A 13,610-nucleotide genomic window follows, 5' to 3' on the forward strand; every position below is an offset into this window, starting at 1 on the left:
CCTCCTGAATACGACGGGTCCTCGAGTTCACGGTCAGAGTGAACTGTCAGAGCGACAGCTGTTCGACGATCCACACTATTCCCGATCACCGCATCCGTCGGGTTCCGGGCCGCGAAGCCGCGATGTGGCCTGCCCCCGTTTCATCCGGGGTATAGGGTTGGCGATCATGGCGCGGCGTGTCACCGGGAATCTTCCCGCCGAGGTCACCAGTTTCGTCGGCCGCCGCGAGGAACTGGCCACCGCGAAGCGGATGCTGCCCGCGACGCGGGTCCTGACCCTGCTGGGTCCCGGTGGGGTGGGCAAGACGCGGTTGTCCCAGCAGGTCGGCGCGGCAGCGGCGCGGGCCTTTCCGGACGGCGTGTGGTTCGTGGAGCTGGCCGAGGTGCACGAACCGGACCTGGTCACCCTCGGTGTCGCCGAGGCGCTACAGCTGCGCGACGACACCTCCGAGCCGCAGCAGCGGCTCACCGAGTTCCTCGCCGACAAGCGGCTGCTCCTGATTCTCGACAATTGCGAACATCTGATCGGCGCCTGCGCCGATCTGGTCGCACACCTGGTCAGCGCCACCTCCGAACTCACGGTGCTGGCCACCAGCCGGGAGGTGCTCGGTGTCCCGGGCGAACAGGTGATGCCGGTTGCCCCGCTCCCGGCCGCCGACGAGGACAGCGATGCACTGCAACTTCTGGTCGAGCGGGCGCGCGCAGCCAACCCGGCCTTCACTCCCACTCCCGCCAACCGGCCGGTCCTCGCTGCGATCTGTCACCGTCTCGACGGCATTCCGCTGGCGCTGGAGCTGGCGGCGCTGCGGTTCCGGATGTTCACCCCGGAGCAGATCCGCGACCGGCTCGACGACACCCTCGGTCTGCTCAGTGCCGGACCTCGGACCGCGCCACAGCGACAGCAGACCATCGAGGGCGCCATTCGCTGGAGCCACGAACTGTGTACACCGGCCGAACAGGCGCTGTGGCACCAGTTGTCGGTGTTCACCGGTGGCTTCGACCTCGAGGCCGCCGAGGCGGTGTGCATCGTGCCACCGGGCCCGCAGTCTCTGCTCGACGCGCTGTCCGGGCTGGTGGACAAATCGGTGGTCCGGCTACGGTACGACGAGTCCACGCCGCGCTATTCGATGCTGGAACCGATCCGCCAGTTCGGCCATGCTCGTCTCGCCGAGGCGGGCGAAGAAGTCGGAATGCGTACCCGCCACCGCGATCACTACGGCGCGATCGCCCTGCGCGGACTGCGCGCCTATGCGTCCGCCGAGGATCTGCCGTGGTTTCGCCAGCTGGATCGAGAACACGCGAATCTGCGTTCGGCACTGCAGTTCTCGATGGTCGAGGCACCACACTCGGCGCTGGTCACCGCGACCGTGCTGCGCCCGTTCTGGGAGCACTACCGATTCCTCTCCGAGGGATACCGGTGGCTCACCGACGCGTTGGCCCGCAGCACCGAGCCGACCTGGGAACGTGCGCGAGCACTGGCGTCGGCCTCTTCGCTGGCGGCACTGCTGTCCGACCGGGAATCGGCGGTGCGGTTGCACGAGGAATGTGTCGATACCGCAACGGCTCTCGGTGCCGGGGAGCTGCTGATCGAGGCGGAGCTGGGCGCCGCGCTGATCGCGTTCACCGAATCCGATACCGAACGGGCACTCGACCGTGCGGAGCGGGCGGCGGCGATGGCCCGGGAACACCGCCACGCCGGTGCCGAAATGGACAGCCTTGCTTTCGGTTTCATGTGTGCCACCCTGCTCGGCGTGGATCGTGCGTCCGATATCGCCCGTGATTTTCACGCGCTCACGCAGCGTCGGGGGCCACATATGCTCGGCGGCCTGGCCCTGTGGATGCTCGGCATCGACTCCTGGCGCAACGACGATCAGGACTCCGCGGAGGACTACTTCGGCCGTGCCATCGAGGAATTCGCCTTGTTCGACCGCTGCGTGTGGCTCGCTTCCGGGTTCGACGGCATGGCCTGGTCGGCCGCGGTCCGAGGCGAGACGGACCGTGCGGCATGGCTGATGGGCGCCGCGGAAACCCTGCAACGCAACACGATGCGGCTGGCCGATTCGATGTCCAGTGCAATCGGCGCCCAGGTGCGGGAATCGGTTCGAAAACAGCTGGGTGACAGAGCTTTCCGTGAAGCCTTGGAGGTCGGTGCGGCGATGACGCTACCCGCGGCGATCGACTACGCACTGGGCCGCACCGCAGCCACCGGCCCGGCGGCCACCGGGGCCACAGCAGCCACCAGGCCCGCTACCGCTGCTGCGTCCGCAACCTCCACCGCATCGAGATCCCCCACCTCCGCCGACCCCACCGCTCTGGCTCTGCTCACCCGGCGCGAGCGCGACGTCGCGCGCCTGGTCGCCGCCGGTCACAGCAACAAACGCATCGCCTCGGAACTGGTGATCTCGGTGCGCACCGCCGAAACTCACGTCGAGCACATCCTGACCAAACTGGGCTTCACCTCGCGCACCCAGGTGGCGGGCTGGGCCCGCGATCACGGGCTGTGAGGACCAGTTCACAGGGGTTGTGCCGCGGAGTACCGTGGAGATATGGGTATGGGAAACCGGATCACTCTGGGAGACCACCCCCAGCGCACTCCGTTCTACGGAGTGGCCATGCTCCTGGCGGTGCTCTTCATCGGGTTGTGGGTGCACAACCTGCCGAACGTCGCCCTGCAGGTCATCGTCTACATCGCCCTGTTCGCCGTGGCGGCGGTCGGCTTCGTGATGACCTTCCGCGACTACTCGCGGTAGTCGTACCCGGCGCCGAGCCGGGGAAATTCAGGTGCGCCGCATTCCGGCGATCTCTACCGTGAACAGCGTTATTCGTTCACGGAAGGATCACGAACATGTTTCCCGTCGAGCTGCGCGGCTCCCAGGCGCAGACGCTCATGTGGGCCCACGAGCACGAGATCGACCAGGGCGCGCTGCAGCAGCTGCGCACCCTCTCGCAACTCGAATGGGTGTACGGCGTCCGCGTGATGCCGGATGTGCATCTCGGTAAGGGAGCCACGGTCGGATCCGTCATCGCGATGAAGGACGCAGTGGCACCGGCCGCGGTGGGCGTGGATATCGGATGCGGGATGGAAGCGGTGAAGACGTCGCTGACCGCCTCCGACCTGCCCGACGATCTGCGTTCGCTGCGATCCCGGATCGAGGCTGCGGTGCCGGTCGGTTTCGCTGCGCACAAGGATCCGGTGAAGGTGACCCCGCTGCAGGTCCGGGTGCACGGTCAGCGCGCCGCGGGTACCACCCTGCGCGCCGGCTGGTCACGGTTCTGGAGCCGGTTCGCCGACCTCGACCCGGCCGTGGCGCCGCGCGAGTCCAAGGCGCACAAGCAGATGGGCACGCTCGGCGGTGGGAACCACTTCATCGAGGTATGTCTCGACACCGAGCAGAACGTGTGGATTCTGCTGCATTCCGGAAGTCGCAATATCGGTAAGGAACTCGCCGATCGCCATATCTCGGTGGCCCGGTCGTTGCCGCAGAACCAGGATCTGCCCGATCGCGATCTGGCGGTATTCCTTTCCGGTACACCGGAAATGGATGCCTACCGCCGGGACCTGAGCTGGGCTCAGGAGTACGCTGCCCGCAATCGGGCGGTGATGCTGGATCTGGTGTGCGCGGCGGTACATGACGAATTCGACACGCTACCGGTGCATTTCGACTCTCCGATCTCCTGTCACCACAACTACGTGGCGGAAGAGACCATCGACGGGATGCCCATGTTGGTGACCCGCAAGGGCGCGGTCCGGGCGGCCGCGGGTGATCTGGCGTTGATTCCCGGTTCGATGGGCACCCGCTCGTATGTGGTGCGAGGGAAGGGCAACCCGGCCTCGTTCCGGTCCGCCTCGCACGGTGCCGGGCGCCGGATGAGCCGCAACGCTGCCAAGCGGCAGTACAGTGTGTCGGACCTGATCGCGCAGACCGACGGTGTGGAGTCCCGTAAGGACGCCGGGGTGATCGACGAGATCCCGGCCGCCTACAAGGACATCGATTCCGTCATCGCCGCCCAGCAGGACCTGATCGAGGTGGTTGCCCAGCTCCGCCAGGTGCTGTGTGTGAAGGGCTGAGCCGGCACCGAACCGCATCGCAGCGCCCGGCCCGGGGTGGATCGGCCGGTCCGGTACGTCGTCACGACGTGCCGGACCGGCCGGATCTATTTCCGCAGCATTCCGGCCAGCGCGGCACCGAGCAGCATCATTCCGGAGATGAGCGCGAACCCGTCGGTGATCCAGGCATGCAGAGCCACCTGCATCGAATCGTCCAGGAACGGGATCTCCCCGATCAGCCGCAAGGTGTCGCCGGGAAAGAGTAGATGCAGCACACCCGGGAACAGGCCCCACACCAGGCTCGCCGCGACCGTCCCCATCGGGGAGAACGCGGCCATCGCCGCCACCAGCAACAGCAGCAGCGAGCCGCCCACGATCTCCAGCGCCGCGGTCCACCGATCCGTCACTGCCCCCACGATGACCCAGGATCGGATATCGGCGCCACCCTTGGCTGCGAACGCGATGCCGATCGGGGTCACGATCAGTCCGGCCAGGACACCGGCGGTGGTCCGGTTGGTGAGTGCGCGACTCTGGAATTGCGCCCCGGGCGGGGCCCAGCCCGCCGGTGATTCGAACTTCTTCGCCATCGCCGGTGTTCCTCCCGCACTCGCCGCGCATGCCCAGTGGACCTCATAGCCTGTTCGGTCCCATTGTCCTGCCTGGCGGCCGGATTTTCCCGAGGCGCCGGAAAAACGTTCGTGGCGTGGCGGTCCCGGACAGCCGGTGGTTAGCATCGGGTATGACTGCGATCCGCCAGGCTGGCCAACCGCCCGAGATCCCCGGGGTTCGACGCAGTTTCGTCGAGGCCCGCGGGGTCCGATTCCATATCACCGAGGCCGGGGTGCCCGACGGCAGGCCGGTGCTGCTGCTGCACGGCTGGCCCCAGCACCACTACGCCTTCCGGCATCTGCTCGCAGATCCGCCGGCCGGGCTGCGGCTCATCGCTCCCGATCTGCCCGGTTACGGCTGGTCGGGTCCGCCGCCACACCATTGGGCCAAGGAGGACGTCGCCTCCGATCTGCTGGCGCTGCTGGACGAGCTCGGGCTGCACCGGGTGCTGCTCGCCGGACACGATTGGGGCGGTTTCGTCGGATTCCTGATGGTGCTGCGCGAGCCCGGCCGCGTCGAGGGCTATCTGCCGCTCAATATCGCCCATCCGTGGCTCACCGCTCGCACCTTCGCACCGCATGCCTGGCGTTTCCTGATGTACCAGCCGCTGGTCGCCGCATTCGGTGTGCCGCTGCAGCGCTACACGCCGTTCGTCGACCGGCTGCTGCGGCTGGGCGCATCCGACCGCGCGATCGGGCCGGACGTCGCGCCGATCTACGCCGAGCGCTTTCGCACTCCGGCGGCGGCCCGTGCCGCCACCGACACCTACCGCACCTTCTGGCTGCGTGAGCTGCCCGCGGCGCGGAACCCGGAACGCCGGCGGGCGATCGTCCCGATTCGCGCACTGTTCGGTACTCGCGATGCGGCCGTTCACCACTCGCTCGCCGCCGCCGAGACCGCGCGGGCCGACGATTACACGGTCGAATACGTCGACGGATGTGGGCACTTCATTCCGGAGGAACGACCCGATCTGGTCCGGGATCGACTGCTCGCTCTGGCCGCCGAAACAGGATGAATCCCCCGGTACCGCCGGCCGGCGCGGTGGGCGGGGTGCGGCTGGTGCCGATCCGGACCGGATGACGGCATCTGTCGGTCGGTTCGGGCACGATGGAGCGCGTGACCACGACCGAGTTGCGCGACACCGCCGAAAGCCTGCTGCGCGAGCTGGCCGGACCCGGAGCACGGCTGCGCGAGGACCAGTGGACCGCCATCGAAGCGCTGGTGGTGCAGCGCCGCCGAGCCCTGGTGGTGCAGCGCACCGGCTGGGGTAAATCCGCGGTGTACTTCATCGCCGCACGCTTGCTGCGCGCACAGGGCCGCGGCCCGACGGTGATCGTGTCACCGCTGCTGGCGCTGATGCGTAACCAGGTCGCCACCGCCCGCCGGGCCGGAGTGGTGGCCGAGACGATCAACTCCGGCAATGTCACCGAATGGGACGATATCCATGCGCGGGTCACCTCGGGCGCGGTCGATGTCCTGCTGGTCAGCCCGGAACGGCTGAACAATCCCGACTTCCGCGATACCGTGCTGCCGAAGCTGGCCGCCGACGCCGGCCTGGTGGTCGTCGACGAGGCGCATTGCATCTCCGACTGGGGCCACGACTTCCGTCCGGACTACCGCCGCATCCGCACTCTCATCGCGGACCTCGGCGAGGACATCCCGGTCTTGGCGACCACCGCCACCGCCAACAACCGCGTCGTCACCGACGTGGCCGGACAGATCGGCACCGACACCCTGGTACTGCGCGGCACGCTGGACCGGGAGTCGCTGCACCTGTCGGTCGTCCGGATTCCCGATGCGGTGCAGCGCACCACCTGGCTGAGCAACCGGCTCGCCGAACTTCCCGGTTCCGGAATCATCTACAGCCTCACCGTGGCCGCCGCCCACGACCTGGCCGACGTGCTGTCCGACCACGGCTACCCGGTCGCCGCCTACACCGGCCGCACCGATCCGGCCGAACGGGAGGCCCTCGAACAGGCGCTGCTGGACAACGAGGTCAAGGCGTTGGTGGCAACCTCGGCGCTGGGGATGGGATTCGACAAACCCGACCTCGGATTCGTGGTGCACGTCGGTGCGCCGTCCTCCCCCATCGCCTACTACCAGCAGGTCGGCCGCGCCGGACGCGCCACCTCCCGCGCGGAGGTTCTGCTGCTGCCCGGGCCGGAGGATCGCCAGATCTGGAACTACTTCGCCTCGGTGGCCTTTCCACAGGAATCGGTGGTGCGCTCGGTACTCGACGCGCTCGACTCCGAGCGGCCGATGTCGACGGTGGCGCTGGAGCCGTTGGTGGAGCTGAGTCGGTCGCGGCTCGAGATGGTGCTCAAGGTGCTCGATGTGGACGGCGCGGTGCGGCGGGTGCGTGGCGGTTGGCTGTCCACCGGCATGCCGTGGTCCTACGACGCCGAGCGATACGAACGCCTCGATCGGGCGCGCGCTGCCGAACAGCAGGCGATGCTCGATTATCAGAGCACCACCGAATGCCGGATGAACTTTCTGCGCCGTCAGCTCGACGATCCAGGGCTCACCGCCGACGCCCCCGGTTGTGGCCGCTGCGACAACTGCACCGGTCACCATGCCGACACCGCGGTCTCCGCCGACGACACCGCCGCCATCCGCACCCGTCTGGATCGCCCGGGTATCGACCTCGCCCCCCGCAAACAGTGGCCCACCGGCCTGTCCACGTTGGGAATTCCGCTGTCGGGCAAGATATCCGACGGCCCGGAGGTGGGCCGGGTACTGGGTCGGCTCAGTGATCTGGGTTGGGGGCAGCGGCTGCGCACCCTGCTCGACGCGCCCGACGGTCCGGCACCGGGCCATATCGTCGAGGCCTGCATCGCGGTGCTGCGGGAATGGAAGTGGACGCAGCGTCCCGGCGCGGTCATGGCCCTGCAGTCGGCCACCCACCCGAAGCTCGCCGCCGACCTCGCCGCCCGCCTCGCGCAGATCGGCCGCCTCACCGATCTCGGCATCCTGCACACTCGTCCCGACCGGCCGCCGGTGTCGGCCGCCAACTCCGCCCACCGCGTCGCCGCCCTGTTCGACTCGTGGGAAGCCCCCGACCTCACCGGCCTGGACACCCCCGTCCTGCTGGTCGACATCCACACCGATACGGGCTGGACCCTCACCCTCGCCGCCCGCACCCTCCGCCACGCGGGTGCCCCGGCGGTGCTGCCCTTCGCCCTCGCCACACCCACCTGAGCCGACCAGGTGCGCGCCTCACTCCACGCCCCCGATCGGACGCGTTCTGTCCCGGTGACCAGGCGACACGACGTCAGCTCGTGCCGCCGAGCACCACGGTGCGCCGCCGGCGGCCGCCCACCGGTCCGGTCAGCACCGAGTGCGTCCCGGTTCTGCACAAGTCCGTCCGCGCGGTACGTCCCGCGACTATCGTCGGGCCGATGACCAGTAAGTCGACGCCGGCGGTGGAGTTGACGGTCGGCGAGCACACGGTGCGAGTGACGAATCCGGATCGGATCTACTTTCCCGAGATCGGTGCGAGCAAGCTCGATCTGGTGCAGTACTACCTGAGCGTGGGCGATGGGATCGTCAACGCGCTGCGGGATCGCCCCTGCATGCTGCATCGATTCCCGAAGGGGCTGCCCGGTGGGAAGGTGCATCAGAAGCGACTACCGGCGGGCGCCCCGGACTGGATCCCGACCGTGCGGGTGCATTTTCCGCGCTACAACCGGTACGCCGATGAACTCTGCGTCAGTGAACTCGCCGATGTGGTGTGGGCCGTGCAGATGTCCACCGTGGAGTTCCATCCGTGGAACTCGCGGCGCTTCGATACCGAGCGGCCCGACGAGTGGCGCATCGACCTGGATCCGATGCCGGAGTGTCCGTGGTCGCGGGTGCAGCGGGTCGCGGAGGTGGCACATGAGGTGCTCGACGAGTTGGGCGCGGTCGGCTGGCCGAAAACCTCTGGTGGGCACGGGCTGCACATCTACGTGCGAATCGCTCCCGAGCACGGTTTCCGGCAGGTCCGGCGGGCAGCGCTGGCCTTCGCACAGGAGGTGGAGCGGCGGGCACCGAAGGATGTGACCACCACCTGGTGGCGGCGCGACCGCGATCCGCGGATGCTGTTCGTCGACTACAACCAGAACGCCCGGGACCACACCATCGCCGCCGCCTATTCGGTCCGCGGCACGGATATCGCCACCGTGTCGACACCGGTGCGCTGGAACGAGATTCCCGATATCGAGCCCAACGATTTCACCATCACCACGGTCGGAGCCCGCTTCGCCGAACTGGGCGATCTGCACGCCGGTATCGACGATGCGGTGTTCGATCCGACAACACTGCTCGAGTGGGCCGATCGTGGTGGTGTCGAGGTGGATCTGGACGACGCGGAGGCGCAGTAGCGGCGTCGGAGTAACCGAGCACGGCACTCGACTCGAGACCGGTTGTGGTGCAGGTTGCACGGTGTCCGGGCAGCACGGCGACTACTGCAGGGGAAGCTCCTCGTCGTCGGAGCCGGTCGGGCGCGGTCCGAATATCCGGCGCTGGTCCGCGGTGATGGCCAGGTCGTTGATGCTCGCCTCCCGGCGTGACATCAGCCCCGCTGCGGTGAACTCCCACAGTTCGTTGCCGTAGCTGCGCCACCACTGCCCGGCCCGATCGTGCCATTCGTACTGGAAGCGCACCGCGATCCGGTTCTCCCGAAACCCCCACAGGCTCTTGCGCAGTGCATAGTCCAGCTCGCGTTCCCACTTCGCGGTCAGGAATTCGATGATCGCGGCGCGCCCGGTGACGAAGAGATCGCGGTTACGCCACACCGAATCGGGTGTGTATGCCAGGGCCACCCGTTGCGGATCACGGGTGTTCCACGCATCTTCGGCGGCTCGCACCTTCCGGGCGGCGGCTTCGGGAGTGAACGGCGGGTACGGCGGTCGAGAGTCGGACATGCGGCATTCCTTCGTAACCTCGTGCAGAACGGTCGTTCTCCATCGCGATCCCACGGTAGAGAACGACCGTTCTCACTGTCAAGGGATTCGGCCCCAGCACCCGCAGTACGTCGGCGGAACGCCGACAGGACGATCCGGACCGACAACTCGTCGGCGTAGTCTGACCTGCACGACACCGGCAGACCGAGGAGTGCACCACATGTCCGACACCGCCGTTCCCATTGCACTGGGGCCGACCTCCACCGACCTGCTGACGCGCGCGATCACCGACGCCGGAGCACAGGTCACGGACCTGGACCGGGCTCGGGCGCTGGTGTGGAATGCGGGGCCGGACGGGTTCCCGGAACTGCCGGAGTCGGTGCGGTGGGTGCAACTGTTCGCGGCCGGGGTGGAGGAGTTTCTGGCCGCCGGAATCCTTGCCCGCAATCCGGATGTCGTGTTCACCTCGGCCGCCGGGGCGTTCGCAGGCAGTGTGGCGGAAGGAACAATGACACTGCTGTTGGCCGGGGTGCGCTATCTGCCGGAACATATTCGCGCGCGGAGCTGGCGGCAACACGAATTCTTCCCGCATATCGGCACATTGCGCGGTTCGACGGTCGCGGTGGTCGGTGCCGGCGGGATAGGCCGCGAGGTGATCTCGATGCTGGAGCCGTTCGGTGCGCAGGTCATCGCTGTCAATCGCTCCGGCCGGACTGTTCCGGGCCCCCATGTCGTGGAAACGCTACCCGCCGAACAACTCCCACAGGTGTGGCCTCGTACCGACCATGTGGTGGTAGCCGCGCCCGCAACCGCCGACACCCGGCACCTGATCGGCAAAGACGAACTGGCCCAGCTGAAACCGCATTCCTGGGTGATCAATGTGGCGCGCGGCTCGCTGATCGACACCGATGCGCTGGTCGCCGCACTCCGCGACGGCACCATCGGCGGCGCCGGCCTCGATGTCACCGACCCCGAGCCCCTGCCCGACGGCCACCCGCTGTGGGATCTGCCCAACGCGATCATCACGCCACACGACTCCAACCCGAGCCGGCTGCGCGCGGCCGCATTCGCCGACCATGTCGCGGAGAATGTGACCCGCTTCGCGGCGGGACGAGACCTGATCGCGCGGATCGATACGACAGCAGGCTACTGACCCCGGCGGCTACACCCCGGCCGCCCCGGACGAAAGGGAGCTCTCGTCGTGTTCGCCATACCGAAACTGCCACCGATCCCGGTGGTGCGGGCCGTCGAAACCGTTCGATACGGGATCGCCGAGGTGTACCGGCGGCTGGTACCAGGGCCGATGGCGATGATGGAGCTACTCGCCGCGGGATGGTTGACCCAGGCGATTCACGCCGCGGCAGTGCTGGGGATCGCCGACGAGCTGGCCGCGGGGCCGTGTACGAGCGCCGAGCTGGCGCGCCGGGTGGGCGCCGACGAGGATGCGCTGCGACGGCTGCTGCGACTGCTGATCGGGCACGGGATCTTCACCCAGCGCCGGGACGGGCGTTATGCGCTGACCGCCCCGGCGCACGCCCTGCGCCGCGATGCACCCGGTTCACTGCGCGACGCCGCGTTGTTCTTCGGTTCCGCACGGCACCGGGAACATTGGACGCATGTGGTGGATGCGGTCCGCAGCGGCGAACCGGTCGGCCGACAGATCGACGGCGCCTCGTTCTTCGACTACGTCCGCACCGACCGCGAGTTCGGTGAACTCTTCGACAGCGCCATGACCAGCATCGGAACCCTCACTGCAGACGCGTTGTTCGCAGCCTACGACTTCGGGCGTTTCTCCACCGTGGTCGATGTGGGCGGCGGACAGGGACGGATGCTCGCCGAGATTCTGCGACGAGCGCCGGGAACGCGTGGGGTGCTGATTGATCTGCCCGATGTGGCAGCTCGCGCGGCCGAACGCTTCACCGCGGCCGGGCTGGACGGACGAGCCGTGGTCGCGCCCGGCTCCTTCTTCGACTCGGTGCCGCCCGGCGGCGATGCCTACCTGCTCAAACATATCGTGCACGACTGGCCGGACGAACGCGCCGAACAACTGCTGCGCACCGTGCGTGCCGCTATGAGCCCGGTCGCCCGGCTGGTGATCGTCGAAATCGTGCTGCCCCGGCACCGTCGCCCGCATCCGGGGAACTTCACCGATCTGGAAATGCTGATCAACAGCGGCGGACGGGAACGCACCGCTGAGCAGTACCGGCAACTGCTGGCCCGCACCGGATTCGAGCTGACCCACATCGCCGACACCGTCTCACCGGAGAGCGTCATCGAGGCGCGACCGAATTAGGTGGTTGCCCGGTCCGAGCACCGGCTTGCGATCGTTGCGCGCCCGGCGCGGCGCGCGCGGCCCACTCCTCGGCCAGGGCGGCGACGGCCGCCCACGCTGCCCGCACCCGCTGGTCATCGGCGGCGGTGGTGCGCACCAGGTGGTTGGCCCGAACCTGGGCGGCAGCCAGGGCGTCGACCGCGGCAGCGAGCGATGCCGCGCGGGCCGGCACCGTACGCTCACTCACCCACTGGTCGATAACGACGATCAGTTCCCGGCGACGGCAGTCGATTTCGGCAGCGCGCATGGGCACGGTCCGCCGGGACAGATGCAGCTCTGCGAGCCGGTACGTCCAACGGGTGAGCGGGTGATCATCGCTGTGGTCGCCCAGATGTCCGCAGCAGGCCGCGAGTAATTCCTGCACATCGGGTATTTCGGGTCGGTCGGCTCCGGCCGTGCCCGGGGCGCCCGTCCCCACGGCGCCCCGGTCTACCGCCGCGGCGCAACGGCCGCGCAGCCCGCCCGGACGTGCCCGCGCGCCGCGGCCGTACGGCGGCGAGGCGGCGGACATCGGATACCTCCGGAGGGGTCGTGGATGCACCCGACGCCACGAACGAGTCACCGGACCGCGAGCCCGGTGCGGCAAGGGCGAACCACACCGGATCCGGTGCCTCGAACGATGCGAAGGGGGCAATCCTGCGGCGCCGGGTGCTACTACTCAGCGTGCGCCTTCACGGCGGCCCGGTCACTGCCCTTCCGGTGGCCTTACGGTGCCCCTCGGGCACGTTTCAGCCGGAACCCACTGCCCAACAGCGGGATTATCGCCAGGTCAGCGCCTGGATCACAAGTATCAGGTACAGCACCAGTACAAATACCACAGCAGGAACCACCGGGTACTCGCGGGGCCGCGAATCGGGTGCCGGCGCAGCACGAAGAAAGCGGTACGCGCCGGTGACCGGAAGTGCCAACAGCAGCACCGGAATCCACATCAATGCTGCCCACGGCAGCCCGTGATCCCATGGCCGTAGCAAGACCACATCGGCGCCGACCGCCACCACCGCGAAGGCGAGAATCGCGCAGGTACTCCGCTGGGGGCCCAGCACATTCGAATAGTAGGACTCGGATCTCCGGTCGTGCGCGGTTTTCCGCGCGAATTCGAAGTGCAGGAAGGCCCCTGCGAACAGCACCGCCACTCCGGCGCTACGCCAACCGGATTCGACCTGCCCGGTGTCGACGGCCGACACCACGAGGTAAGCGATGATCCACAGCTGCACCGGATAGGTGACCACCAGGTTCAGTAGCAAGGTGTCGCGCACCCGCGCCGAGCGCGCCTCCAGCGCCCACAATCCCAGTCCGTAGGCCATCGCGGCGACGACCAGCACCGCCGACCACCACGACAGCAGCAGCGACAGACCCGCCGACACCGCGGCGACCACTCCGATCGCCGCCCACAGCTCGCCGACGCCAACCGCCCCGGTCACCAGCGGGCGATCCGGATTGTGCTCCCGGTCGTAGTCGAGATCCTTGATTTCGTCGACCATTCGCAGATACAGCAGCAACATCGCGACGACAACCACCCGCACCGCGGTCTGCCAACCGGGACGCCAGGCGGACCCGGGGTGCGAGACAACCGCCGCGGTGGACTCGACCGCGGCCACGAACAACACCGCGTACAGCAGATGGTGAGTTTCGTAGCGCACCACGGTGAACCGGGCCAGACGGCGTATCGACGCGAGCAGACCGGGAGCAGGTGCGCCCACCCGGGGCGGCGCGGACTTCATCGGCTCTCGCGGTACCGG

General features: G+C 68.2%; 12 protein-coding genes. 8 read left to right on the forward strand and 4 right to left on the reverse strand.

Annotated elements, in window-relative coordinates:
* Window positions 1–166 precede the first annotated feature (166 nt).
* The 3 genes from NV2_RS02885 to NV2_RS02895 all read left to right on the forward strand — a co-directional run bounded on the left by NV2_RS02885 (window position 167) and on the right by NV2_RS02895 (window position 4,068).
* Complete coding sequence (locus tag NV2_RS02885; protein WP_067868607.1) at window positions 167–2,503, forward strand: LuxR C-terminal-related transcriptional regulator; 2,337 nt, start codon at window positions 167–169, stop codon at window positions 2,501–2,503.
* Window positions 2,504–2,545: 42 nt separating this feature from the next.
* Window positions 2,546–2,749 (forward strand): hypothetical protein, encoded by a 204-nt coding sequence (locus tag NV2_RS02890; protein ID WP_084473788.1) that lies wholly within the window; start codon window positions 2,546–2,548, stop codon window positions 2,747–2,749.
* A gap of 95 nt (window positions 2,750–2,844) precedes the next feature.
* Window positions 2,845–4,068 (forward strand): RtcB family protein, encoded by a 1,224-nt coding sequence (locus NV2_RS02895; protein WP_067868609.1) that lies wholly within the window; start codon window positions 2,845–2,847, stop codon window positions 4,066–4,068.
* Between the two features lie 86 nt (window positions 4,069–4,154).
* Here NV2_RS02895 and NV2_RS02900 read toward each other — a convergent pair whose 3' ends face one another.
* Window positions 4,155–4,634 (reverse strand): hypothetical protein, encoded by a 480-nt coding sequence (locus NV2_RS02900; RefSeq protein ID WP_067868611.1) that lies wholly within the window; start codon window positions 4,632–4,634, stop codon window positions 4,155–4,157.
* A gap of 152 nt (window positions 4,635–4,786) precedes the next feature.
* On the opposite strand from NV2_RS02900, the gene NV2_RS02905 reads away from it, so the two are divergent.
* The 3 genes from NV2_RS02905 (at window position 4,787) to ligD (ending at window position 9,017) form a co-directional block, all read left to right on the forward strand.
* On the forward strand, window positions 4,787–5,671 hold the full coding sequence (locus NV2_RS02905; protein ID WP_067868613.1) for an alpha/beta fold hydrolase: 885 nt from the start codon (window positions 4,787–4,789) through the stop codon (window positions 5,669–5,671).
* A gap of 92 nt (window positions 5,672–5,763) precedes the next feature.
* On the forward strand, window positions 5,764–7,854 hold the full coding sequence (locus tag NV2_RS02910) for a RecQ family ATP-dependent DNA helicase (RefSeq protein ID WP_067868615.1): 2,091 nt from the start codon (window positions 5,764–5,766) through the stop codon (window positions 7,852–7,854).
* A 200-nt stretch (window positions 7,855–8,054) separates the two neighbouring features.
* Entirely contained in the window at window positions 8,055–9,017 is a 963-nt protein-coding gene (gene ligD / locus NV2_RS02915; RefSeq protein ID WP_067869324.1) for a non-homologous end-joining DNA ligase, read from the forward strand.
* An 81-nt stretch (window positions 9,018–9,098) separates the two neighbouring features.
* Here ligD and NV2_RS02920 read toward each other — a convergent pair whose 3' ends face one another.
* Window positions 9,099–9,560, reverse strand: coding sequence for a nuclear transport factor 2 family protein (locus tag NV2_RS02920; protein ID WP_067868618.1), 462 nt, complete (start codon window positions 9,558–9,560; stop codon window positions 9,099–9,101).
* A gap of 199 nt (window positions 9,561–9,759) precedes the next feature.
* On the opposite strand from NV2_RS02920, the gene NV2_RS02925 reads away from it, so the two are divergent.
* Both NV2_RS02925 and NV2_RS02930 read left to right on the forward strand, forming a co-directional pair.
* Entirely contained in the window at window positions 9,760–10,692 is a 933-nt protein-coding gene (locus NV2_RS02925) for a D-isomer specific 2-hydroxyacid dehydrogenase family protein (RefSeq protein ID WP_067868621.1), read from the forward strand.
* A gap of 48 nt (window positions 10,693–10,740) precedes the next feature.
* The gene (locus NV2_RS02930) at window positions 10,741–11,832 is read left to right on the forward strand and encodes a methyltransferase (protein WP_245662410.1); all 1,092 of its coding nucleotides are present in this window, start codon (window positions 10,741–10,743) and stop codon (window positions 11,830–11,832) included.
* Here the strand turns inward: NV2_RS02930 and NV2_RS02935 are convergent.
* Together NV2_RS02935 and NV2_RS02940 are read right to left on the reverse strand one after the other, a co-directional pair.
* Window positions 11,810–12,382, reverse strand: a complete 573-nt coding sequence (locus NV2_RS02935) for a hypothetical protein (RefSeq protein ID WP_067868624.1) — start codon at window positions 12,380–12,382, stop codon at window positions 11,810–11,812. The two genes, NV2_RS02930 and NV2_RS02935, sit on opposite strands and share 23 nt — an antisense overlap.
* A 247-nt stretch (window positions 12,383–12,629) precedes the next feature.
* Complete coding sequence (locus tag NV2_RS02940; RefSeq protein WP_067868625.1) at window positions 12,630–13,592, reverse strand: UbiA family prenyltransferase; 963 nt, start codon at window positions 13,590–13,592, stop codon at window positions 12,630–12,632.
* Window positions 13,593–13,610: the final 18 nt, after the last annotated feature.

The sequence above is a fragment of the Nocardia vermiculata NBRC 100427 genome (assembly GCF_001613265.1).
In the GTDB taxonomy this organism is placed as follows: domain Bacteria; phylum Actinomycetota; class Actinomycetes; order Mycobacteriales; family Mycobacteriaceae; genus Nocardia; species Nocardia vermiculata.